The organism is Martelella sp. FLE1502, assembly GCF_053484255.1.
Genome location: NZ_JBAKFQ010000006.1, coordinates 126,250 through 148,989, shown reverse-complemented (window position 1 = coordinate 148,989; position 22,740 = coordinate 126,250). Strand labels below are relative to the sequence as shown.

Here is a 22,740-nt window from a genome sequence, read left to right as displayed (position 1 = left end):
GCAGAACCACGCCGTATTCCCCTTCTCCCCTTGGGGAGAAGGTGGCCGAAGGCCGGATGAGGGTGCGGCCTTTCAGCGTGGCAAAAGCGCCCCGCTACTTCGCCGCGTCCAGCAGCGCCGCAACCAGCCCCTTGGTCGAGGAATCATGCCCTTCGGCGCTTTCCTTGCCGGAGACGACAGGCAGCAGCCCGGTGGCGAGTTCCTTGCCAAGTTCCACGCCCCACTGGTCGAAGGAGTTGATGCCGAACAGTACGCCTTCCACAAACACGCGATGTTCGTAAAGCGCGATCAGACGGCCGAGCGCGTAAGGCGTCAGGCTGTCATAGACGAAGGTGATCGACGGACGGTTGCCGGAGAACACGCGGTGCGGCCCGATCTTGGCTGCCGTCGCCTCGTCCGCGCCCTTGTCGAGTAGCTGGGCCTTCGCCTCGTCCAGCGAGCGGCCCTTCATCAGCGCTTCCGACTGCGCCAGGCAATTGGCCATCAGCAACTGGTGCTGGTGGCGGAGATCGCTCTCGAACCCATTGGCGGCGATCATGAATTCGATCGGGATGATGTTCGTGCCCTGATGCAGGAGCTGGAAGAAGGCGTGCTGGCCGTTGGTGCCGGGCTCGCCCCAGACGATCGGGCCGGTCGGCGTCGTAACATGCTCGGACTCGATCGTCACCGACTTGCCGTTGCTTTCCATGTCGAGCTGCTGGAGATAGGCGGCAAAGCGCGACATGCGCTGGTCGTAGGGGATCACCGCGCGGGAGGGGTAATCGAGGACCACCCGCTGATAGAAGCCGACAAGGCCCAGCAGGAAGGGCAGATTTTCCCTGACCGGCGCCTCGCGGAAATGATTGTCGATCGCGAAGGCACCGTCCAGGAATTTGCCGAAGCTCTTCTCGCCGATCGCGATCATCAGCGGCAGACCGATCGCCGACCAGATCGAATAGCGCCCGCCGACCCAGTCCCAGAAACCGAACACCCGCGACTGGTCGATGCCGAAATCGGCGACCTTGTCGAGCGCCGTCGATACCGCGCAGAAGTGATGGGCAACCGCAGCCTCGCCGAGCGCGCCAGCGATGAACTTGCGCGCCGTCTTGGCGTTGGTCATGGTCTCGATCGTGGTGAAGGTCTTCGACGCCACGATCACCAGCGTCGTCGCCGGGTCCAGCCCCTTCAGCGTGTCCGCGATATGGGCGCCATCGACATTGGAGACGTAATGCAGACGCGGCCCGTCATGAAAGGGCGCGAGCGCCAGCGTGGTCATAGCCGGACCGAGATCGGAGCCGCCAATGCCGATATTGACGACATCGGTGAACGGCTTGCCGGTCGCGCCATGAATGGCGCCGGTGCGGATGCCCTCGGCGAAATCGCCCATGGCCGCCAGCACCTCGTTGACATCCGGCATCACATCCTTGCCGTCAACCATCACCGGCGTATTGGCGCGGTTCCTGAGTGCCGTATGCAGCACGGCGCGGTCTTCTGTGATGTTGATCTTCTCGCCGGCAAACATCGCCGCGCGCTTTTCCGCAACGCCCGCCTCGTCGGCAAGCTTGACCAGCAGATCGAGGATCTCGTCGTTCACTGCGGTCTTGGAGAAATCCATCAGCAGATCTTCGAAGGAAACGCTGAATTTCGAAAACCGCTCCGGATCGGCAGCGAAGGCCGCGCGCAGATCGGTGGCGTCGCTGCGCTCGGCCGTTTCCTTGAGCTTGGAGATGAGGGTGTTCATGTCAGGCTGCTCCCTGAATATGGGGTGAGGCGATAGGTGTTACCTAGAACCCTTCAGGCGGAATTGGAAGCGTTCGGCCGCATTGAAGGCGGGCGGGAAGCGAAAATCAAGCGCTGGAGCGATTTGTTTTTGACGGAACGACCGGCTCGCTCCCGATACTCTCTCCCGCTGGCGGGAGAGATGCCCGAAAGGGGCAGTGAGGGTGGCGCGGCATTTCAAATTGCACGGACGTTCGCGTTGATATTCTCCCCCCTCACTGCCCCTCTCGGGGCATCTCTCCCCTCCGGGGCGAGAAGATTGGGGGGGCTGTGCGGCAAGGTTTGTTGCGATTTGTCCGCCGCTCTAAACCCCGAGATACCGGTCGGTCAGAGCCGGCGTCAGCGCATCGATGCCGCCCTGCCAGACCGTTTCGCCGCGCTCGATGATCACCGCGCTGTCGGCGACGGAGACGATTTCCTTCAGCGACTTGTCGACCAGCAGGATCGAAAGCCCCTCCGCCTTCAGGGCGCGCACGCCGGCCCAGATTTCCTGCCGCACCACCGGGGCAAGACCTTCGGTGGCCTCATCGAGGATCAGAAGGCGGGGATTGGTCATCAGCGCGCGGCCGATCGCCAGCATCTGCTGCTCGCCGCCCGAAAGCGTGGCCGAGGTCTGGCGCATGCGCTCCTTCAACCGCGGAAACAGGACCTGGACCCGGTCGATATCCCACGGGCCGGGCCGGGCGGCGACAACCAGGTTTTCGGCGACCGTCAGCGGCGCGAAGCAGCGCCGCCCCTCCGGCACAAGGCCGACGCCAAGCTGGGCAACCTTCGGCGCGGAGACGCCCTTGAGGTCGCGCCCGACGAAGCTGAGACGGCCGCCCGAATGCTGCAGCAAGCGGCTGATGCAACGGATCGTCGTGGTCTTGCCCATGCCGTTGCGGCCCATCAGGGCGACGACCTGGCCCTCATCCATGGCGAGCGAGACGCCGAACAGCGCCTTGACCGCGCCATAGGCCGCCGTGACGTTTTCAAGCTCCAGCAGCCGGGTCATGCCTCTTCTCCAAGATAGGACCGGCGGACATCGGGATTGGCGCGGATTTCGGCGACGCTGCCGGAGGCGATGATCTTGCCGTAAACCAGCACCGAGATGCGGTCGGCGAGCGCGAAGACGGCGTCCATATCGTGCTCCACCAGCAGGATCGGCGCCTCGTGTTTCAACTCCGCAAGCATGGCCGTCAACTGCTGGCCGCCCTCGAGCCCCATCCCCGCCATCGGCTCGTCAAGCAGGAAGGCGCGCGGACGCATCGCGAGCGCCATCGCGATTTCGAGCTTGCGGCGTTCCCCATGGGAGAGCGCGGACGCTACGACATCGGCGCGGTCCTTCAACCCGGCTTCACCGATATGAAACAGCGCCGGCTCGGTGAGCTTGCGGTCGGAAAGGGCCGGGATATGGAAGCGGAACACGCGGCCCGAGGCGCCTGCGACAGCAAGCATGACATTCTGCAGCACCGTGAAATCCGCAATCACCGAGGAGACCTGAAAGCTGCGCGCCAGACCGAGCCGGGCGCGGGCGGCGGCATCGAGATCGTCGATCACCTGCCCCTCGAACCGCATCGTGCCGTGGTCAGGCCGGACCTCGCCGACGACCTGCTTGATGAGCGTCGACTTGCCGGCGCCGTTCGGCCCGATCAGCGCATGGATTTCGCCCGGCATCAGGGTGAGGCTGACATCGTCGGTGACGGTGAGCGCGCCATAGGCTTTGCGAAGGCCGGTGATTTGAAGGATCGGCTCATGCATTGCGGAACCTCCGGGTAATCAGCCCGATCAGCCCGCCGGGCGAATAGATCACGATCACCAGGAGCAGCAGGCCGAGCAGCGCCTGCCAGTATTCGCTGACATCGCCGAGCAGATGCTCGAGCAGGATATAGATCGCGGCACCCGCCACCGGCCCGCACAGCCTTCCGACGCCGCCAAGGATAACAAACACCATGATTTCGCCCGACATGTGCCAGGAGAGCATCGCCGGGCTGACGAAGCGGTTGAGATCGGCATAGAGCGAGCCCGCAAGCGCCACGATCATGCCCGACAGCACGAAGGCGACCAGCAGCACGCCATAGGGGCGGATGCCGACGGCCATGGTGCGCTGGCGGTTCTGCCGTGCGGCCTGAAGGGCAAGCCCATAGCGCGACTGGGTGACGACGGCGGTGAAGAGCAGCGCAATCGCCAGAAGTGCCGCGCAGATCGCGAAATACTGGATCGGGTCGAAAGTGTTCAAGCCCGGAAAATTGTTGCGGACATAAAAGCTCAATCCATCCTCGCCGCCATAACGCGGCCAGCTCACGGCAAAGTAATAGACCATCTGTGCGAAGGCGAGCGTGACCATGATGAAATAGACGCCGGTGGTGCGAAGCGACAGCGCGCCGATGGCAAGCGCCAGTAGACCGCCCGCCACCATCGCCATCGGCCAGATGCCGAGCATGTCGTTGCTGCCGGCGAGCGTGAAGGGGAAGGTCAGCACCGGCGTCGCCTGCATGGCATGGCTTGCCAGAATGCCGGTGACATAGCCGCCAATGCCGAAAAAGGCGGCATGGCCAAGCGACACCAGCCCGCCATAGCCGAGCGCGAGATTGAGGCCGACGCCGGCGAGCGCGAAGATCGCCGCCTTGGTGGCGAGCGTGACGGCAAAGCCGTTGCCCATCAGATGCGCGCCGATGGCGAATGCGATGAGGGCTGCGAAGATGGCGAGATTGATAATGGTTTCGCGGGTCATGCTTTCGCCCCGAACAGGCCCTGCGGGCGGATCACCAGAACCACGGCCATCAGGATATAGATCAGCATCGAGGCGACGGTGGCGGCCATGGCATTGGCGCCCGAACCGCCGCCAAGTGCGGCAAACAGGCCCGGCAGCAGCGCCTTGCCGAGCGTATCGGTCATGCCCACCAGCAGCGCCCCGATCAGCGCCCCCTTGATCGAGCCGATGCCGCCGATGACGACGACGACGAAGGCGAGGATCAGCACCGGCTCGCCCATGCCGACCTGCACCGACTGGATGGAGCCGACCAGCGCCCCGGCAAAGCCGGCAAGTGCCGCGCCAAGCGCAAACACGATGGTGTAGAGCCTGGCGATATCAACCCCGAGGGCTGCGATCATCTCGCGGTCGGCCTCGCCGGCGCGGATGCGGATGCCGAGACGCGTGCGGCCGATCAAGAGCCAGAGGCCGATGGCGACCGCCGCGCCGAAAAGGATGATCACCAGACGGAACACCGGATATTGCAGCCCGCCTGGCAGCGTTACGGCACCCGACAGGAGCTCCGGGAGGTTGAGATAGAGCGGAAACGAGCCGAACACCCAGCGGGTCCCTTCGGAAAACACCAAGATCAGCGCGAAGGTCGCCAGCACCTGATCCAGATGATCGCGGGCATAGAGCTTGCGGATCACGCCCACCTCGATCAGCGCGCCAACGCCGGCAGAGACCAGCAGGCTTGCGGCAAGGCCGAGCCAGTAGTGCCCGGTTGCCGCGGCGACAAAGGCGCAGGCGAAGGCGCCGATCATGAACAGCGAACCATGGGCAAGATTGATGAGCCCCATGACGCCGAACACCAGCGTCAGGCCGGCGGCCATCAAAAACAGCATCATGCCGTATTGCAGGCCGTTCAGGGCCTGCTCGACCAAGAGCGACACACGCTCCTCCTTCGCGAACAATGAAGACGCCGTCCGACGCTTGAGCGCCGGACGGCATGCGGCCCGGAGAAGACCTTACATCTTGCACTCGGCGGCGTAGGCGTCGGCGTGATCGGTCATCACGGTGCCGACAAGCTTGTTGGTCAGCACGCCATTGTCATCGATCACTTCGCGGATCACGAAATCCTGGATCGGATGCTGGTTGGGGCCGAACTTGAAATTGCCGCGCACGCTGTCGAAATCGGCAGCGGCGAGCGCCTGCCGGAAGGCATCGGCGTCCGAGACATCGGCCGCGGCGAGCGCGGACAGCAGGAGATTGCCGGTGTCATAAGCCTGGGCCGCGTAGAGCGAGGGCAGACGGCCATATTCGGCCTCGAAACCTTCGACGAAAGCCTTGTTGGCCTCATTGTCGAGGTCCGGCGACCAGTCGGAGGTGTTCTTGACGCCGATCGCGGCTTCGCCCATGGCCGGCAGGATATCCTGGCTGAAGCTGAAGGCCGGGCCGATCAGCGGCTTGTCGACGCCGGATTCGGCATATTGCTTCATGAACGAGATACCCATGCCGCCGGGCAGGAAGAAGAACACCGCATCGGCGTCGCTGTCGCGAATCTGGGCAATCTCGGCGGCATAATCGGTGGCGCCGAGTTGGGTGTAGACTTCCTTGACCACCTCGCCGTCATAGAAGCGCTTGAAGCCGGTGAGCGAATCCTTGCCCGCCGGATAGTTGGGAGCCATGATGAAGATCTTCTCGATGCCTTCCTGGCTGGCATAGGCGCCGGCGGCCTCGTGGAGATTGTCGTTCTGGTAGCTGACCGCGAAATATTTCGGGTTGCAGCCGGCGCCCGCAAGCTGCGAGGGCGCGGCGTTGGTCGAAAGATAGAACTTGCCCTGTGCCACCGCAGACGGCACCACGGCCATGGCGAGGTTCGACCAGACGATGCCGGTCAGCACGTCGACCTTGTCGGACTGGATCATCTTGTCAGCGATCTGGACGGCGACATCCGGCTTCTGCTGGTCGTCCTCGACCACGACCTCGACGTCGGAAGCGGCATCGCCCGCCTGTTTCAGCGCCAGCATGAAGCCGTCGCGGCTGTCGACGCCGAGCGACGCGCCGCCGCCCGAAAGCGTGGTGATGACGCCGACCTTGACCGGATCAGCATGCGCAACGCCGGCAGCGCCGATCGCGAGCGCCATGACGCCGCCTTTCAGGAAAGTGCTGAGTTTCATAGATGTCCCCTATCTGTTGTTTGCGATTCCCGCGGAATTCGTCTTCGGCCTCAGGCAACGCCCCTCGTGCCCATGCGGGCAGTCTAGTCTAAGCATGTCGCCATGATAAGCCGTTGAAGTGTAACCTGACATAATTCAATTATTACATCAAATTTAAAATATTTTACGCCAACTATTTCTCGCCTTGCCCCACCGCGCTGCTTCCAGTCCCGGGTTTGTCGGACGTTTTCTAATAGGCGAACCGGTTCGTGGCGCGGCCCTATCGGTGGGGCACACCCTCTCCCACACGCGCTGCGTCATCCTCGGGCTTGACCCGAGGATCTGAGCACATTTCTGCACGAGCAGTGCCAGCGGTAGAGGCAAAGTCGTCGCGAAACACGCCAACGCTTCTCGCGACAGACGGGATTGGATCCTCGGGTCAAGCCCGAGGATGACGTCGAGAAGGAGGCGGACATGGGCGGCTCTCCTGCGTTGCTCAAAGTAAAAAGACTACGAAACTATTTTAAAATTAAACTTATTGCCGGCTTGACCTACGCAACGCCGATCTGCTCCAGCACCATTTTTCCGAACCGATGGCGCGGATTGGCCATGGCGTCGAGGATCGAATAGTGGTGATGACCGGGAACGTCGAGCAGGAGGCAGTCGCCGCCCGACGCTTCGATATGGTCGCGATAGAGCAGGCTCTGGCGATGGAATTCATCGCTTTCGAGCGCGCCGACGGCGGCGATCATCGGAGGGATTTGCGCCGGCAGCGGGTGGTCGACGGGACTGTTGCGGCGCGCGGCCTCCGCATCCATACCGAGATCGTCATTGAGGCTCGTCAGCCGGATCGGCTCAAGGTCAAAAAGTCCGCTCACCGCCGTGACGCCCTTGATCGGAAAGCCCGACCGTGAATCGAGCCCGGACCAGTCGGCGGCAAGCAGCATGCCGGCGATCTGGCCGCCGGCGGAATGCCCGGAGACGAAAACCCGCGCCTCATCGCCGCCGAAGGAGGCGGCATTGCGCCAGACCCATTCGAACGAGCGGCGGCACTGCTCGGAAATCATGTCCATGCTGACGGCGGGGCACAGTCCGTAATCGGGAAACACCACGGTGACGCCGCGCTCGACAAACGGACGGGCGAGAAACCGGTACCAGGACTTGTCGGTCGAGCGCCAGTAGCCGCCATGATAGAACACCAGCACCGGCGCCGGCCCGCCATCGAGCGCAGGGAAGATGTCGAGCCGCTCGGCAGCGCTTTCGCCATAGGCGATATCGAGCTGGCAGGGCAGGTCTTCCGCCGCCTTCGCGCTCTGTTCCTGCCAGCGCTTCGCATAGGCGCCGAAGGCGGGTACGGAGTCGCGGGCGATATATTGCGCATTCAGGGAGGCTGCGTCATAGCGGCGAAAGGCGTCGCGGTCGGCCTTCATGCCGCCGGCTCCAGGGCCGCCTCGAGCTTCGCCCGGATTGCTTCCGGCCAGGGTTGCGGGCGGCCGCTGTCGTTGACGAACACCAGCCGCGCCTTGGTTTCGAATCGCTTCTCATCCCCGCACCATGCCGTCATCCGGTAGGAAAACGAGGTGCGGCCGACATGTTCAACATCGAGCGCGACCACCAGATGGTCGCCATGAAAACTGGGCGCCGTGAACCGGGTCTCGATCGCGGCCGTCGGCACGCCCTCGCGCCCGATGAAATCCTCAAACGGCCATTCCAGAGCCTCGGAAAAGAAGGTCTCGACGCAGTCGTTCATCATCTCGAAATAGCGGGGGAAGAACACGATCCCCGCCGGATCGCAATGTTTGAACAGGACTTTCTGCTTCATTTCAAAGGTCATGTGAGGCCTTTCAGGACTGCAACCGGAACCGCTGGATCTTGCCCGTGGAGGTCTTCGGCAGCGCCTCCACGAATTTGATGCTGCGGGGGTATTTATACGGCGCGATCGTCGCCTTGACATAGTCCTGAAGCTCTTTCACCAGCAAATCGCTCGGGGCGTAGCCATCGGCGAGCACGATATGGGCCTCGACGATCTGACCGCGGTCCTCGTTCGGCGCGCCGATCACCCCGCATTCCGATACCGCTTCATGACGCAGCAGCGCCGCCTCGACCTCCGGGCCGGCGATGTTGTAGCCGGCCGACACGATGATGTCGTCATTGCGGGCGGCAAAGTGGAAATAGCCGTCCTCGTCATGCACGAAGGTGTCGCCGGTGACGTTCCAGCCATCCTGCACATATTCGTCCTGACGCTCGCCGCCGAGATAGCGGCAGCCGGCGGGCCCGCGCACGGCAAGCCGGCCCATCGTGCCGCGCGGCGCTTCCGTGCCGTCCTCGGCGAGCACCTTCGCCTCGTAACCGCCGACGGGCCGTCCGGTGCAGGCCGGGCGATGGTCGTCAAACCGGTTGGTGATGAAGATGTGCAACATTTCGGTGGAGCCGATTCCGTCGAGCATCGGCTTGCCGGTCTTTTCCATCCACGCCTCATAGACCGGCGCCGGCAGGGTTTCGCCGGCGGAGACGGCAGCCCTGAGGCTCGAAAGATCGGCCCCGTGATCCATCGCCTGCAACATGGCGCGATAGGCCGTCGGCGCGGTGAAGCAGACGGTGGCGCGGTACTTCTCGATGATTTCGATCATATTGGCCGGCGAGGCGACCTCGAGTAGCGTCGCCGCAGCACCAAAGCGCAGCGGAAACACGGCAAGCCCGCCGAGCCCGAAGGTGAAGGCGAGCGGCGGCGAGCCGATGAACACATCCTCCGGCGTCACGTTCAGCACTTCCTTCGCATAGCCGTCGGCGATGATCAGCAGGTCGCGGTGAAAATGCATGGTCGCCTTGGGGTCGCCGGTCGAGCCCGAGGTGAAGCCCAGAAGCGCGACATCATCCTGCGCGGTATCGACGGCGTCGAAGTTTACCGGTTTTTCCAGCGCCAGCCGGTCGAGCTCGGCATCGTGATTGGCGGTGCCATCGAAGCCGATCACCTTTTTCAGGAAGCGGCTTTCCTTGGCGCAGGTCACCAGCTCCTCCATCAGCCGCGTGTCGCAGAGCGCGAATTCGATCTCCGCCTTGTCGACATATTTGGCAAGCTCGCCGGCGCGCAGCATCGGCATGGTGTTGACCACCACCGCGCCGGCCTTGGTGGCGGCCAGCCAGCAGGCGACCATGGCGGGATTGTTGGCCGAGCGGATCAGCACCCGGTTCCCGGGCTTGACGCCGAGATCATCGACCAGAACATGGGCCAGACGGTTGGTCCAGTCCGCCATTTCCTTGTAGGTGCGACGCCTGCCATTGCCGATCAGCGCGACGCGGTCGCCGAAGCCTTTGGCGACCATGGCATCGGTCAGTTCGACGGCTGCATTCAGCCTGTCGGGATATTCGAAACCGTCCAGCAGAAGATCGGGCCAGGCTTCGAAGGGCGGCAGGTTGTCGCGAGCGAAACTATCAGTATGGCCGGAGGGCCGGAGTTGCTGAGGCATGGTCTGTTCCCGTTGTTTTTATGAGTGAACGCTGCCTGCTTCTTGTCTGTCAGGCCGGTGGATCCATATAGGTTTCCAGCCCGGCGCGGACATCGTCCGGCCATGGCCGCGACCGGTGATCTTCGGTGGAGGTGAGCACGATCCGCTGGCGCACCGACCAGATCACATCGCCCCTGACCCGCGCGAAGGTTTCGAGATCGAGCGAGGAATTGCCGATGCGCCGCACATGCATGGCAAAATCCAGCACATCGCCGAAGCGCGCAGGCTTCTCGAACGCAATATCCATCTTCAAGACCGGCATGCCGAGATTGCGCTCCAGCATCATCTCTTCCCAGGAAACGCCGAAGGAGGCGAACATGGCGCGGTTGACTTCCACCAGCATGGAGAAATAGGCCGGGTGATAGGCGATCCCGGTGAGATCGCAGTCGCCGAAGCGCAGGGCCTGAGAGGTTTCGAACGGCAATGACGGGCTCCCTTGTTATTGTGGCTGATATCGGCCGCGTTTTCCGGTTATATGGTAACCATAGAGGAGACGGATTATTAGTTCAATATTGAAATAATCGGCCTGGTATTGATGACCCGACCTATCCCAACTCTCTGCGTCATCCTCGGGCTTGACCCGAGGATCCAACCACGGGTGTCGCGAGACGCGTTTGCGGTTTTTTTTCGAGTTGGCGCCGATACCATGTCAAGCCGTTCACTCCGCTCGCATTGCGACGGGATTAGATCCTCGGGTCAAGCCCGAGGATGACGCCCGTGGGGAGGAGGATGCGCCTGAACTTATGCTGCTTGCGATCAAAGAGAGCTGCCCGACGCCGTGGCCAGCCAAACCCGCGCTTGACACCACCCCCAAACCCAATTTATTTTAAATTCAAATTAATTTTCGCATCAAGCACCACACGCAGCGACAGGGGAAACCAGACATGAAAATCGCAGTTCTGGGCGGCGGGCCCTCGGGCCTTTACTTCGCGATCTCGATGAAGCTGCGCGACAGCGGCCACGACATTACCGTCTACGAGCGCAACCGCCATGACGATACATTCGGCTGGGGCGTGGTGTTTTCCGACGAAACGCTGGAGAATTTCAAGGGCAACGACCCGGTTGTCGTGCAGTCGATCCGCGACAATTTCGCCTATTGGGACGATGTGAAGGTGGTGCGCGGCGAGGAGAGCATGACGTCGGGCGGTCATGGTTTTTGCGGCATCGGGCGTATGCGGCTTCTGGTCCTGCTGCAGGAACGCGCCCGCGAACTCGGCGTCAAACTGGAATTCGAATCCGAGATCGATGACGCCGCCATTGAAAGACTGCGCGCCGAAAACGACCTCGTGATTGCCGCCGACGGGCTGAACTCGCGCACCCGCAAGCTTTACGAAGACAAGTTCCAGCCGTCGATCGACATGCGCCGCAATCATTTCGTGTGGCTCGGCACCAAACAGAAATTCGACGACGCCTTCACCTTCATCTTCGAGAAGACCGACAAGGGCTGGATCTGGGCCCATGCCTACCAGTTCGATGACGATACCGCGACCTTCATCGTCGAATGCGGGCCGGAAGTGTTCGAGGCCTATGGCTTTGGCGAGATGAGCCAGCAGGAAAGCATCGCCACCTGCGAGAAGATCTTCGCCCGTCACCTCGGCGGTCACAGCCTGATGACCAATGCCAACCATATTCGCGGTTCGGCCTGGATCCGGTTTCCGCGCGTGGTCTGCGAAAACTGGCATTTCGACAATGTGGTTCTGCTCGGCGATGCCTCGGCGACCGCGCATTTCTCGATCGGTTCCGGCAGCAAGCTCGGCATGGAGAGTGCGGCCGCCCTCGCCGACGAGCTCAATTCCGGCAAGCCGCTCGAAAAGGCGCTGGACGATTACGAGGCCGAGCGCAAGCTGCAGGTGCTGCGCGTTACCTCGGCTGCCCGCAACTCCACCGAATGGTTCGAGGAGGTGGAGCGCTATCTCGAGCTCGATCTGATGCAGTTCAACTATTCGCTGCTGACCCGCTCGCAGCGCATCGGCCACGAAAACCTGCGCCTGCGCGATCCCGAATGGCTGGCGACGGCGGAAGCCTGGTTCCAGAAACAGGCCGGCAGCCAGTCGACGCGGCGGCCGATGTTCGCCCCGTTCAAGCTGCGCGACATGGAGCTGAAGAACCGCGTCGTGGTCTCGCCGATGGCGCAGTACAAGGCGAAGGACAGCATGCCGACCGACTGGCATTTCGTCCACTATGCCGAGCGCGCCAAGGGCGGCGCGGGTCTGGTCTTCACCGAAATGCTCTGCGTTTCGCCGGAAGGCCGGATCACGCCCGGCTGCCCCTGCATCACCGACGAACAGGTGCCGGCCTGGAAGCGGCTGGCCGACTTCGTCCACGCCGAGACCGATGCGAAGATCTGCGCCCAGATCGGTCATGCCGGCCGCAAGGGTTCCACCCGGGTCGCCTGGGAAGGCATGGACATGCCGCTTGTCGACGGCAACTGGCCGCTGATCTCGGCCTCGGCCATTCCCTATACGCCCGAAAGCCAGACGCCGAAGGCAATGGACCGGGCCGACATGGACATGGTGCGCGACCAGTTCGTCGCCTCCGTGAAGGCAGCCGACGCTGCCGGTTTCGACATGGTAGAAATGCACGCCGCCCACGGCTATCTGCTCGCCTCCTTCATCTCGCCGGTCACCAACCGGCGCGAGGACGAATATGGCGGCAGCCTGGAAAACCGGATGCGCTTTCCGCTGGAAGTGTTCGCCGCCATGCGCGCGGCCTGGCCCGCCGAAAAGCCGATGACGGTGCGCATCTCCGCCCATGACTGGGTGGGCGAGGCGGGCGTCGAGCCCGACGAGGCGCTGAAGATTGCCGAAGCCTTCAAGGAAGCCGGCGCGGATGCCATCAACGTCTCCTCCGGCCAGACCACCAAGGACGAACAGCCGGTCTATGGCCGCATGTTCCAGGTGCCGTTCTCCGACCGGGTGCGCAACGATATTCACCTGCCGACCATGGTCGCCGGCAATATCTACGAGGCTGACCACGTCAACTCGATCCTGATGGCCGGCCGCGCCGATCTGGTGCTGCTCGCCCGCCCGCATCTGGCCGATCCCTACTGGACGCTGCATGCGGCCGTCGAACTCGGCGATACCGAACAGGCATGGCCCGCGCCCTATGAGGGCGGCCGCCGGCAGGCCAATACGCTTGCCGAACGCGCGAAGGCGATGTCATGACGCTTACCGGCAAAAAGGCGCTGGTCACAGGCGGCGGCTCGGGCGTTGGCGCGGTGATTGCCCGTGCGCTGGCCGATGCCGGCGCCCAGGTGATCATTTGCGGGCGCAGGCGCGAGGCCCTGGAGACCGTGGCCGATAGCCACAAGGCGATCTCGGCGATGACCTGCGACATCACCGATGAGGCGCAGGTGATCGCGCTGTTTGCCGCCGCCGGGCCGCTCGATATCGTGGTCGCCAATGCCGGTGCATCCGAGAGCGCACCGTTCGCCGCGACCACGCTCGAAAGCTTCAACGCAATGTTGGCCGTCAATCTGACGGGCACCTTCCTCACCTTGCGCGAGGGCGCGAAGGCGATGGCGGGGCGCAAGGGCCGGCTGATCGCGATCGCCTCCACCGCCGGCCTGAAGGGCTATGCCTATGTCGCGCCCTATGCGGCAGCAAAACATGGCATCGTCGGGCTGGTCAGATCGACCGCGCTCGAATATGCCCGCAAGGACATCACGGTAAACGCGATCTGCCCCGGCTTTCTCGATACCGAGATGACCGAGCGCTCGATCGCCCGGGTCGTCGAGACCACGGGCCGCAGCGCCGAGGAGGCCCGCGCGGCCCTTGAGGCCAGCAATCCGATGAAGCGGCTGGTGCCGCCGGAGGATGTGGCGGAGGCCGTGCTGTGGCTTGCCTCCGACCGCGCCGCCATGGTCACCGGACAGGCGATTTCGATTTCGGGGGGCGAGGTATGAATTCGCCCACCGCCCATCTAAACACCGAGGAAAGACCGCCCATCAGGTTCGTATTTGAAAGTTCAGGCATGACATCGTACTCGCAATCGCCGCACCAGTTTCTCGAGCCAGAAGGCTGGGTCCCCGCCCGCGGCTACGCCAACGGCATGGCCGCCACGGGCCGCATGGTCTTCACCGGCGGTCTGATCGGCTGGAATGCCCGGCAGGAATTCGAGCATGACGATCTCGTCGGCCAGTTCGAACAGACGCTGCGCAATATCGTTGCCGTGCTCGCCGAAGCCGGCGCCCGGCCGGAGCACGTGGTGCGGCTGACCTGGTACATCACCGACAAGCGCGAATATCTCGACAACCTCAAGGAACTTGGCCTGGTCTACCGCAAGGTGATGGGCCGCCATTTCCCGGCCATGGCCGTGGTTCAGGTCGTCGCCCTGATGGAAGACGCGGCCAAGGTGGAAATCGAGGCGACCGCGGTGATCCCCGCCGGGTAAGTCCTGCCGCAATCTGGTTGAGGTTTGAAGCAAATACGGCTAGAGCGGTTACGGAAGAAGAGAGAATCCGCCATGACCGCCCATGAAGTCAAAGACCCGGCCCTTGCCACCCAGCGCGTGCGCCTCTGGCTGCAGATGCTGAAGGCGGTGCGCCATGTGGAGGGCAATCTCAGGGAGCGGCTGCGCGAGAATTACGGCATGACGCTGCCGCGTTTCGACGTGATGGCAGCGCTGCACGCGGCCCCCGAGGGCATGCGCATGAGCGAGCTTTCCAAGCAGCTCGTGGTCTCCAACGGCAATGTCACCGGCGTGATCGAAAAGCTGGTTGCCGACGGTCTCGTTGAGCGCGAGAACCAGGAGACCGACCGCCGCGCCTTTCTGGTGCGCATCACCGACAAGGGCAAGGCGCTGATGGACGAGGCGACCGCCGTCCATCGCGGCTGGATCGACGAGATCTTCGCCGAAATCGCCGAACCGGACATTGCCCGCGCAATCTCGATCATGATGGATATCCGCCATAAGCCGCATTCTTGAGGGGTTGGCGGGCTTACACGGCCGCACGCTCTTCATGCGCGGATAGGCTGCTTGCCCTTACCCGGCGCATACGCGCCACCCTCTCCTCTTCGGTCCATTATAGAATCACCGTCATCTTCTGAACAAGATGGATGAGCGTGGCTTTTGAACCGCCCGGTTCGGCGGACGGTTGCTTTGTCGGTTCTGAGAGTGGGGTGTTTCGGGCGCAGTTGTCCCGTCCTATGGCCCTGTCAGCGTCATCGGGTGAGGCATATTGAAAGGGTGCAGCTACAGCCGCACCCGGTTCACCGAGCGCAGGTGCTCTTCCACCGTCGCGATTTCGGCCGCGCGGGTTTCCGCGCTCCAGCCGAGCACGTCGCCAGCCACTTCGGCAATGCGCTCGATATCGCTCCTGTGCAGCCTGCCGGTGATGGCAAGCGTGGTGCGGCGCATGACGATGTCGGCGAGGTGGGTGACGAATTCGTTGCGGACGATCCAGTCGATCTCGGCCACGGAATAGTCGCTGGCCTGCGGCAGGCGCTCCTGATTGCCGAAGCTCGCCTCATAGGCGGCGATGGCGCGGGCGGTGGTGCCGTAGCGGGTCAGCAGTTCGTCGATCCGGGTTTCGGAAAGTCCGGTTGCATGGGCCGCATCGGCAATCCATGCCCGCCGCGCCGCCGCGTCGGTGGGGAAATTCCTGCCGCCGCCGATCGGGCTTTTCTCGGTGGAGACGCGACGGTCGCGGCCGAGGCGTTTGAGAATCGTATCGGCCACCTCCTCCGCAAAACCCCGGAACGTCGTCCACTTTCCGCCGATCAGCGGGATGATCGCGAAGTGCCGGTCATCGTCGGCTTCCAGAACCGGGGCGGAATGATCGCGGCTGATCAGCCCCGGAATATCGGCGTCGGAGGCCGGCAGCGGTCGGATGCCGCTATAGGCATAGACGATCTGCTCCTCATCGATATCGAGACCCGGCAGCAGCGCCTTGAGGCTGTTGATGAAATAGGCGATCTCGTCATCCTCGCAGCGCACCGAATCCGGGTTGTCAGCGGGGATATCGGTAGAGCCGGCCAGGGCAAGGCCGAGATATTCATAGACCAGGCAGATGCGCCCGTCATCGGCCTCGAAATAGATCATCCGCCCGGCAAGCCGCTTTACCAGCTCGTCATTGCGCAGCAGCACGTGAGAGCCCTTGGTGCCGCCGATCAGCTTGGTCTCAAGGCCGAGCATGGCGTTGACGTGATCGATCCACGGGCCGGCGGCGTTGACCACCAGGCCGGGTTTGACGGAGAGGGTTTCGCCGGCTTCGGATGCGAAGACGATCCGGTCGGCATCGGCCTCACGGATAGTCGCGGCGTTGAGCGCCGCCGAGCCCGGATTGGCGGCGAGTCCGTCGCGGATCATTTCCATCACGAGGCGTTCGGGCTGGTTGATGCGGGCATCGTAATAGGTGCCGGCGGCGACGATCGTATCCGTCAGTCCCGGCATGTCGGAAAGCGCCCGGCGTCTGCCGACGAGCTTGTGGCGCGGCATCACCCGGTGGCGCGCGCCGTAGAAATCGTAGAGCCAGAGCCCGATCTTCACGAGAACCGCGCCGCGGCTGCGCGGCGCGCTGGTGGAGCCGAGCAGCGTTCGGAGCGCCGCCCAGATCCCCTTGGTCCATGAAAAGATCGGGATCATGGTCGGCAGCGGCTCGACGCAATGGGGCGCGTTTCGCAGCAGCAGGTTGCGCTCCAGCGTTGACTGGGCGACGAGGCCGAATTCGCCGGTCTCGAGATATTTCAGCCCGCCATGAATCAGCCGCGAGGGCGCGGCGCTGGTGCCGGCGCCGAAATCGGCCTTCTCGGTGATCAGGCAGTTGACGCCCTGAAGCGAGAGATCGCGGAAAAGCCCGGCGCCGTTGACGCCCGCGCCGATGATGACCACGTCGAAAGCGGTGTCGTCGCTCATTTGGAAGCGCCCTTCACGATCTGGAGATTGACCCCTGCCTTCCGCAGCCGCTCGGCTTCCGCCGGATCGAGGCTGTCGGTCACGATCACGGTGTCGAAATCGGTGAGATCGCCGAATACATTGAGGGCGACCTTGCCGAACTTGGTGTGGTCGGCAAGCAGGATGGATTTGCTGGCGGAGGCGACCATGGTCTGCTTGACGCGGGCGACCTGCTGGTCCTGGATGAAGGCGGTGGTGCCCTCGATCGCGGAGGCCGAGCAGATCAGCAGGTCCGCCCTGAGCGCCTCGATCGCGCGCAGGCAGATATGGTCGATATAGGCGTTGTAGGTACGGTGATACTGGCCGCCGAGGCAGATGAAATCGACGACGTCGGCATCAACGAGCGCATTGGCTACCGCCACGCTGTTGGAGATCACGGTCAGCGGATCGATCTCGTTGAGAAACGGCGCGGTCGCGCCGGCGGTGGTGGAATCGTCGAGAAAGATCACCTGGCCGGGCTCGATATGGGCGAGCGCGGCCTTTGCCAGCGCCTGCTTTTCCTCGGTCGCAACGGTGGCGCGATAGCGGTGCAGGCTTTCATAGATGCCCGAGGGCTGGGCGGTCACCGCGCCGTGTAGCTTGCGGAGCACGCCCTTGGCGGCGAGCTGATCGATATGGCGGTGAATGGTCATCCGCGACACGCCGAAATGTTCGACCAGCTTGTCGATGCGCACCTGGCCGTGGGCGATGACGTAATCCGCGATTTCCTCGCGTCGGCTGTCTGCCGTGGTCATTGTCCGTTCTCCCTGTCGCCAAGCGCTTCCAGTGCATGCCAATGCGGTTTCAGCGCTTCCGAGATATCCCGGTAGACCGCGAAGCGGTGGTCATAGGCCGCGGCCCTTTCGGCATCCGGCTGGAATGTCCGGCTGATGGCGTCGAGATCGCGAGGGTCGTTGGTCGGGGCCTTGTAAAGCCCGACGCTCGCGCCGCCGCAAAGGGCAGCGCCCCAGGCGGCTGCCTCCTCGGTGCCGGTCACGGTGACCGGGTGGTTGAGAATATCGGCGAACATCTGCGCAAAGGCGGCGTTGCGCGAGATGCCGCCGGTGAGCCGCACCTCCTCATACGGAAACCCGTCGGCAAGCGCGTCGACATGTTCGCGGTGGTTGAAGGCAATGCCTTCCAGAACCGCCTTCAGCATGTCGCCGCGATTGTGCCAGCCGTGCAGCCCGACGAAGGAGCCGCTGCTGGGCGCTCCATGGGGCGAGCCGAACAGATAGGGATGGAACAGCACGCTGGAGGGACGCGCGATCGCGGCGTCGATCTCGCCGGCAAGGGCCTCATGGATCGGCGGTCCGCCGGCAGCGGCCCTGTCGTGGTCGCCCTGGCAGAGCGTATCGAGGAACCAGTCGTAATTGGCGGCCGAGGCCGGCGAAATCGACATCGCGTTCCACTGGCCGGGTTCGATGGCATTGCGGCAGAACCAGCGCGGATCGGTGAGCGGCTTGTCCGAGACGATCTCGTTGATCGAATAGGTCCCGGCGACGACGCCCATGACGCCGCCTTTCTGCGCGCCGATCCCGAGCGCGGATGCGGTCACGTCATGCAGGCCGGCGGCGACCGGCGTTCCGGCGGCAAGGCCGGTCGCGCGGGCGGCCTCGACACTGACATGGCCGATCACGGACGCCGAATGGGCGCTCGGCGCGAGCCTCTCAAAAATCTCCTCAAGGCCGTAAAGCTCAGCGGCTGCGGACGAATAGTCCTGGGTGTTCACATCGGTGAAGGATGTGCTGGCCTCGGTGCGGTCGGTGCCGACATGGCCGGTGAGGCAAAAGGTCAGCCAGTCCTTGCAGCCGAGCACCGCGCCGATCCGGCCGTAGCGTTCCGGCTGGCGGCGTCTGATCCAGGCGAGCAGCGCCGAGGGGGCGGAGAGATGCGGTTTCTGCCCGGTCAGCGCCAGCGCCCTTTCGGAAACGCCGTCCCTCTCCCATTCCGCGATGATGTCGCCGGCGCGGCTGTCGAGCGAGAGAATGCCGGGGCCGAGCGGTTTATGGGTATCATCGAGCAGATAAAGCCCGTCGCCATGGGCGGTTGCGGCAATGGCGGCAATATCGGAGGCGGGGCGGCCGCTGAGCGAAACGGCCTCGGCAATCGCCTCGGCGGTGGCGCGCCAGAGCCCATCCATGTCGCGCTCGACGAAGCGCGGCGCGGGGATCGACTGCGGGACCCGGCGGCGGGCGACGGAGAGCACCGTGCCGTCCGTGTCGAACAATACGGCCTTGGTGACCGTCAGGCCGTTATCGATTCCAAGAAGACTCGGCATGGGACGCTCCGATGACCGTATCGGTCAAAATTAACGGAATAATTTGATAAGTTAATATCAAAAAGCGTTACATGGAGTCAATTATATCATTTTGACTGTTTGTCGGTCTTGCGCGGCGCGACGACCACGTTGATGCCCTTGGCGTGCATCCGTTTGATATGGGCGGGCGGCGTGCCGTCATCGACGATGACGGTGTCGAAATTCGTCAGCGCGGCGAGGCTGTGCAGCGCGCGGCGCTCGAACTTGGTGTGATCGGCCAGAAGAATGCGCTTCGAGGCGGCGTCCAGCATGGCGCGCTTGGCGTCGATCATTTCGGAGGATTGGTGAAACACCATGTCGTCGGTGATTGCCGCCATCGACAGAAACACGGTATCGGCGCGCAGATTGGCGATTTCATTGGTGGTCATGCGGCCGAGAAACGCGTTGCACCAGTTGCGGAACTCGCCGCCAAGCGCCAGCAGGGAGATGTCGCGCAGGCCGCGCAATTCGTTCATCATCGTCAGCGAATTGGTGATCACGGTCAGCGGGGCATGGTCCTGCAGGTGCGGCACCATATGGAGAACGGTGGTGGAATCATCCACGAAGATCGCCTGGCCCGGTTCGATGAAGCTTGCAGCGGCGGCGGCGATCGCGGCCTTTTCGGGCGACTGGCGGCTGGAGCGGTAGACGTCGCTCGCCTCGATCAGGCTTGTCGGGGCGGCCGACACCGTGCCGCGTGTCTTGCGCAACAGGCCGCGGCTTACCAGGTCGTCGAGGTCGCGATGGGCCGTCATCAGGCTGATGCCGAAACGCTCGGTCAGGTCCTCGATCCGCATCGGCCCTTCCAGCATCACGGTTTCGGTGATCAACTGGCGGCGGGCGAGTTGGCGGGCCTGTCTGGAATCGGAGGGCATTTCCTCCGACATCAGATGATCCATGGCGTCGTTGCTCTGACTCGTCATTCCCGTTCCTGTCGGCGGCTCGCGGCTGAAGGATGTTGTTATAGGCGGCTCTTGCCTGCAGGTGAATGCCTTTCGCAGGCGGTAAGCGCGGAACCGTCGCGCTGGCTGAAGGGCGGTTTACAAACGCCCCTCAAAGTCATGGAAAAAGCCTGCCCCACACGCTTCCGTCACCCTCGGGCTTGTCCCGAGGGTCTAAGCACGTGTCACCACGACAGGCGTCTCGGGCGAAACACGTTTGGACGTCAATCAATGATGACCAACCGCCAACTCCGCTCGTATTGCGCGGTGATTAGATCCTCGGGACAAGCCCGAGGATGACGTCCGACGGGGGGGCGGCTTTGTCGCCAAAGTGGGGGGCGCCCCGAGAGCGCCCCTCCCATAGCTACACTTTACTGGGCCAGCACAAACGGGCCGGTATAGTCGTCGACATTGTCCTTGGTGATCAGCAGGCAATCGAAGAGCTGCTTTTCGGCGTCGACGCCGGTGCTGCCGGTCTTGATGAAGGAATCCGCCTGCTTGACGGCTTCCTTGGAGAAGATCGCGACCGGCTGGAGCACGGTGTATTCCAGTTCGCCGGCCTTGATCGCGTCAACGGCATCCGGGGAACCGTCAAAACCGCCGACCTTCACGTCTTCCAGACGTCCGGCTTCCTTCAGCGCGGCGATCGCGCCAAGCGCCATCTCGTCATTGCCGCTGATCACGCCGATGATGTCCGGATGGGCCTGAAGCAGGCTCTGCATCTTGTTGTAGCCCTGGGTGCGGTCCCAGTTGGCGACATCCTGACCGACCTTGACCAGATCCGGATACTGGCTCAGCACTGTTTCATAACCGTTGGAGCGGGTCTGGGCGTTGTTGTCCGACGGCGCGCCGAACAGTTCGACGTAATTGCCGCTGTCGCCGACATCTTCCACCCACTGCATGGCGCCGAGTGCTGCACCCTGGGCGTTGTTGGAGACGAGCTGCGACTTGGCAAGGCCTTCCTGGTTGATTTCGGCGTTGACGAGGAACACCGGAATGCCGGCATTGACGGCCTTGCGCACCGCGCCAACCGAGCCATCGGCATTGGCCGGGTCGAGGATGATCGCCACGGCCTTGTTGGTGATGGCGGTGTCGATCAGGTTGCTTTCCGTGTTGGTGTCGCCCTTGTGGGCGGCAACCGTTGCCGAATAGCCGAGGTTTTCGGCTTCCGCCTTGGCCACTTCGCCTTCCGTGTACCAGTAGGGGTTGGACGGATCGTTGACGATGATCGAGATCAGGCCGTCGGCCATTGCCGCGCCCGCGCCAAGCGGAACCGCGATGATGGCGGCTGCCATGGACATCAGAAACTGTCTCTTGTTGAACATGGTATTCTCTCTCCCTTGGTTGAACAGTTCAATGCTTCTCATATGCCGGTTGCCCGGCGGGTTTTCCGCGCTCTATCAAGCCGTATTGGTCTTGGCCCCCGCGGCGGAAGGGGTATTGGTCGAAGCGTCGCCATCGGCCGGCTTTGCGGCCCGGCGGCGGCCGTACTGGATGCTGTTGAGCAGCACCGCGAGAATGATGACCGCGCCGGTGAACACGGTCTGCCAGTAGGACGACACGCCGATGATGACGAGACCGTCGGACAGGAAGCCGATGACGAAGGCGCCGAGCAGCGTGCCGCGGACATTGCCGCGCCCGCCCGTCAGCGCCGCGCCGCCGATCACCACGGCGGCGATCGCGGTCAGCTCATAGGTGGTGCCGGCGGTCGGGCCGGCCGAGGTCAGCTGCGAGGACAGGACGAGGCCGGCGATCGCGGCGCAGATGCCGGAAAGCACATAGACCGAAACCGTCACCCGCTTGACCGGAACGCCCGAAAGCTCCGCCGCGCGCGCATTGCCGCCGGTGGAATAGACCCAGCGGCCAAAGGCGGTGCGGGTCAGAAGAATGCTGCAAATGATCGCGACAACCGCCATCACCAGCACGCCGATCGGCACGTCGAACAGGCGGTTGAAGCCGAGCCAGTCGAAACCGGTATTGCCGAGCTCCGGCTTGCCGCCGAGATTGTTGTAGGTCAGGCCGTTGGTCATCAGCAGCGCGGCACCACGCGCCACATAGAGCAGGCCGAGCGTCGCCACGAAGGCGGGCACCTTGAAGAAGGCGATCAGCACACCGTTGATCGTGCCGATGAAAGCGCCGACCAGGCAGGTCAAGATCACCACCACCCAGACCGGCGGAAACAGCACCACGCCAAACATGTCGAGCTGGACGCCCTGCATCAGGAAACCGGCGATGCAGCCCGCAAGCCCGAGGGTCGAGCCGACCGAAAGGTCGATGCCGCCCGTCAGGATCACCAGCAGCATGCCGATTGCCAAGAGGCCGAAAATCGCCACATGCGAGGACATGATCAGGAAGTTGTTGGTCGACAGGTAAACCGGCGACAGCAGCGAAAACACCACGATGATCGCGATCAGCGCGAAGAACGCCCGGCCTTCCAGCAGAATGCGCCCGAGGCTGAAGCCGCCGCGCCGGCCGGAGCTGGAGGATTTTTGAAATTGACGTGTGTCGGTCATTATTGTGCTCCGAAATTTTA

The 22,740-nt window shown here is 63.3% G+C and carries 20 protein-coding genes; 4 read left to right on the top strand and 16 right to left on the bottom strand.

What is annotated here, in order from left to right:
* Positions 1 to 94 precede the first annotated feature (94 nt).
* The 10 genes from pgi to V6767_RS07645 all read right to left on the bottom strand — a co-directional run bounded on the left by pgi (position 95) and on the right by V6767_RS07645 (position 10,518).
* Complete coding sequence (gene pgi, locus V6767_RS07690; protein ID WP_448472925.1) at positions 95 to 1,720, bottom strand: glucose-6-phosphate isomerase; 1,626 nt, start codon at positions 1,718 to 1,720, stop codon at positions 95 to 97.
* 342 nt (positions 1,721 to 2,062) lie between these two features.
* A complete protein-coding gene (locus tag V6767_RS07685) occupies positions 2,063 to 2,752 on the bottom strand; it encodes an ABC transporter ATP-binding protein (RefSeq protein ID WP_448472924.1) in 690 nt (229 codons plus the stop codon).
* Positions 2,749 to 3,498 (bottom strand): ABC transporter ATP-binding protein, encoded by a 750-nt coding sequence (locus tag V6767_RS07680; RefSeq protein WP_448472923.1) that lies wholly within the window; start codon positions 3,496 to 3,498, stop codon positions 2,749 to 2,751. Before V6767_RS07680 ends, V6767_RS07685 begins: the two co-directional genes overlap by 4 nt.
* The gene (locus V6767_RS07675; RefSeq protein WP_448472922.1) at positions 3,491 to 4,471 is read right to left on the bottom strand and encodes a branched-chain amino acid ABC transporter permease; all 981 of its coding nucleotides are present in this window, start codon (positions 4,469 to 4,471) and stop codon (positions 3,491 to 3,493) included. Before V6767_RS07675 ends, V6767_RS07680 begins: the two co-directional genes overlap by 8 nt.
* Positions 4,468 to 5,382, bottom strand: coding sequence for a branched-chain amino acid ABC transporter permease (locus V6767_RS07670; protein ID WP_448472921.1), 915 nt, complete (start codon positions 5,380 to 5,382; stop codon positions 4,468 to 4,470). The genes V6767_RS07675 and V6767_RS07670 overlap by 4 nt, the downstream gene beginning before the upstream one ends.
* A 75-nt stretch (positions 5,383 to 5,457) precedes the next feature.
* Entirely contained in the window at positions 5,458 to 6,609 is a 1,152-nt protein-coding gene (locus tag V6767_RS07665) for an ABC transporter substrate-binding protein (protein ID WP_448472920.1), read from the bottom strand.
* A gap of 530 nt (positions 6,610 to 7,139) precedes the next feature.
* Positions 7,140 to 8,018, bottom strand: coding sequence for an alpha/beta hydrolase (locus V6767_RS07660; protein ID WP_448472919.1), 879 nt, complete (start codon positions 8,016 to 8,018; stop codon positions 7,140 to 7,142).
* Positions 8,015 to 8,410, bottom strand: a complete 396-nt coding sequence (locus V6767_RS07655; RefSeq protein WP_448472918.1) for an acyl-CoA thioesterase — start codon at positions 8,408 to 8,410, stop codon at positions 8,015 to 8,017. The genes V6767_RS07660 and V6767_RS07655 overlap by 4 nt, the downstream gene beginning before the upstream one ends.
* Before the next feature lie 22 nt (positions 8,411 to 8,432).
* Positions 8,433 to 10,055, bottom strand: coding sequence for an AMP-binding protein (locus V6767_RS07650; protein WP_448472917.1), 1,623 nt, complete (start codon positions 10,053 to 10,055; stop codon positions 8,433 to 8,435).
* A 49-nt stretch (positions 10,056 to 10,104) separates the two neighbouring features.
* On the bottom strand, positions 10,105 to 10,518 hold the full coding sequence (locus tag V6767_RS07645; RefSeq protein WP_448472916.1) for an acyl-CoA thioesterase: 414 nt from the start codon (positions 10,516 to 10,518) through the stop codon (positions 10,105 to 10,107).
* A gap of 460 nt (positions 10,519 to 10,978) precedes the next feature.
* Here V6767_RS07645 and V6767_RS07640 point away from each other — a divergent pair, with 460 nt between their 5' ends.
* The 4 genes from V6767_RS07640 (at position 10,979) to V6767_RS07625 (ending at position 15,020) form a co-directional block, all read left to right on the top strand.
* On the top strand, positions 10,979 to 13,258 hold the full coding sequence (locus tag V6767_RS07640; protein WP_448472915.1) for a bifunctional salicylyl-CoA 5-hydroxylase/oxidoreductase: 2,280 nt from the start codon (positions 10,979 to 10,981) through the stop codon (positions 13,256 to 13,258).
* Positions 13,255 to 13,998: an SDR family NAD(P)-dependent oxidoreductase gene (locus V6767_RS07635; protein ID WP_448472914.1), complete on the top strand. Its 744-nt coding sequence runs from the start codon at positions 13,255 to 13,257 to the stop codon at positions 13,996 to 13,998. The genes V6767_RS07640 and V6767_RS07635 overlap by 4 nt, the downstream gene beginning before the upstream one ends.
* A 68-nt stretch (positions 13,999 to 14,066) precedes the next feature.
* Entirely contained in the window at positions 14,067 to 14,486 is a 420-nt protein-coding gene (locus V6767_RS07630) for a RidA family protein (protein WP_230722067.1), read from the top strand.
* Between the two features lie 72 nt (positions 14,487 to 14,558).
* Positions 14,559 to 15,020 (top strand): MarR family winged helix-turn-helix transcriptional regulator, encoded by a 462-nt coding sequence (locus V6767_RS07625; RefSeq protein WP_448472913.1) that lies wholly within the window; start codon positions 14,559 to 14,561, stop codon positions 15,018 to 15,020.
* 267 nt (positions 15,021 to 15,287) lie between these two features.
* Here the strand turns inward: V6767_RS07625 and V6767_RS07620 are convergent, their stop codons facing one another.
* From V6767_RS07620 to V6767_RS07595, 6 genes are all read right to left on the bottom strand, one after another.
* Positions 15,288 to 16,949 carry a glycerol-3-phosphate dehydrogenase/oxidase gene (locus tag V6767_RS07620; protein WP_448472912.1) on the bottom strand — a complete coding sequence of 554 codons (1,662 nt, stop codon included), beginning with the start codon at positions 16,947 to 16,949 and terminating at the stop codon, positions 15,288 to 15,290.
* A complete protein-coding gene (locus tag V6767_RS07615) occupies positions 16,946 to 17,722 on the bottom strand; it encodes a DeoR/GlpR family DNA-binding transcription regulator (protein ID WP_448472911.1) in 777 nt (258 codons plus the stop codon). Before V6767_RS07615 ends, V6767_RS07620 begins: the two co-directional genes overlap by 4 nt.
* The gene (locus V6767_RS07610; protein WP_448472910.1) at positions 17,719 to 19,248 is read right to left on the bottom strand and encodes an FGGY-family carbohydrate kinase; all 1,530 of its coding nucleotides are present in this window, start codon (positions 19,246 to 19,248) and stop codon (positions 17,719 to 17,721) included. The genes V6767_RS07615 and V6767_RS07610 overlap by 4 nt, the downstream gene beginning before the upstream one ends.
* Positions 19,249 to 19,334: 86 nt before the next feature.
* Positions 19,335 to 20,189, bottom strand: coding sequence for a DeoR/GlpR family DNA-binding transcription regulator (locus V6767_RS07605; RefSeq protein WP_448472909.1), 855 nt, complete (start codon positions 20,187 to 20,189; stop codon positions 19,335 to 19,337).
* Positions 20,190 to 20,578: 389 nt separating this feature from the next.
* Entirely contained in the window at positions 20,579 to 21,532 is a 954-nt protein-coding gene (locus V6767_RS07600) for a substrate-binding domain-containing protein (protein ID WP_448472908.1), read from the bottom strand.
* A 75-nt stretch (positions 21,533 to 21,607) separates the two neighbouring features.
* Positions 21,608 to 22,720 carry an ABC transporter permease gene (locus V6767_RS07595; RefSeq protein ID WP_448472907.1) on the bottom strand — a complete coding sequence of 371 codons (1,113 nt, stop codon included), beginning with the start codon at positions 22,718 to 22,720 and terminating at the stop codon, positions 21,608 to 21,610.
* Positions 22,721 to 22,740 lie beyond the last annotated feature (20 nt).

Bases quoted from the DNA above. Each gene is read 5' to 3' on its own strand.
- pgi (WP_448472925.1), bottom strand. From the start codon at position 1,720: ATGAACACCCTCATCTCCAAGCTCAAGGAAACGGCCGAGCGCAGCGAC.
- V6767_RS07685 (WP_448472924.1), bottom strand. From the start codon at position 2,752: ATGACCCGGCTGCTGGAGCTTGAAAACGTCACGGCGGCCTATGGCGCG.
- V6767_RS07680 (WP_448472923.1), bottom strand. From the start codon at position 3,498: ATGCATGAGCCGATCCTTCAAATCACCGGCCTTCGCAAAGCCTATGGC.
- V6767_RS07675 (WP_448472922.1), bottom strand. From the start codon at position 4,471: ATGACCCGCGAAACCATTATCAATCTCGCCATCTTCGCAGCCCTCATC.
- V6767_RS07665 (WP_448472920.1), bottom strand. From the start codon at position 6,609: ATGAAACTCAGCACTTTCCTGAAAGGCGGCGTCATGGCGCTCGCGATC.
- V6767_RS07660 (WP_448472919.1), bottom strand. From the start codon at position 8,018: ATGAAGGCCGACCGCGACGCCTTTCGCCGCTATGACGCAGCCTCCCTG.
- V6767_RS07655 (WP_448472918.1), bottom strand. From the start codon at position 8,410: ATGAAGCAGAAAGTCCTGTTCAAACATTGCGATCCGGCGGGGATCGTG.
- V6767_RS07650 (WP_448472917.1), bottom strand. From the start codon at position 10,055: ATGCCTCAGCAACTCCGGCCCTCCGGCCATACTGATAGTTTCGCTCGC.
- V6767_RS07640 (WP_448472915.1), top strand. From the start codon at position 10,979: ATGAAAATCGCAGTTCTGGGCGGCGGGCCCTCGGGCCTTTACTTCGCG.
- V6767_RS07635 (WP_448472914.1), top strand. From the start codon at position 13,255: ATGACGCTTACCGGCAAAAAGGCGCTGGTCACAGGCGGCGGCTCGGGC.
- V6767_RS07630 (WP_230722067.1), top strand. From the start codon at position 14,067: ATGACATCGTACTCGCAATCGCCGCACCAGTTTCTCGAGCCAGAAGGC.
- V6767_RS07625 (WP_448472913.1), top strand. From the start codon at position 14,559: ATGACCGCCCATGAAGTCAAAGACCCGGCCCTTGCCACCCAGCGCGTG.
- V6767_RS07620 (WP_448472912.1), bottom strand. From the start codon at position 16,949: ATGAGCGACGACACCGCTTTCGACGTGGTCATCATCGGCGCGGGCGTC.
- V6767_RS07615 (WP_448472911.1), bottom strand. From the start codon at position 17,722: ATGACCACGGCAGACAGCCGACGCGAGGAAATCGCGGATTACGTCATC.
- V6767_RS07610 (WP_448472910.1), bottom strand. From the start codon at position 19,248: ATGCCGAGTCTTCTTGGAATCGATAACGGCCTGACGGTCACCAAGGCC.
- V6767_RS07605 (WP_448472909.1), bottom strand. From the start codon at position 20,189: ATGACGAGTCAGAGCAACGACGCCATGGATCATCTGATGTCGGAGGAA.
- V6767_RS07600 (WP_448472908.1), bottom strand. From the start codon at position 21,532: ATGTTCAACAAGAGACAGTTTCTGATGTCCATGGCAGCCGCCATCATC.
- V6767_RS07595 (WP_448472907.1), bottom strand. From the start codon at position 22,720: ATGACCGACACACGTCAATTTCAAAAATCCTCCAGCTCCGGCCGGCGC.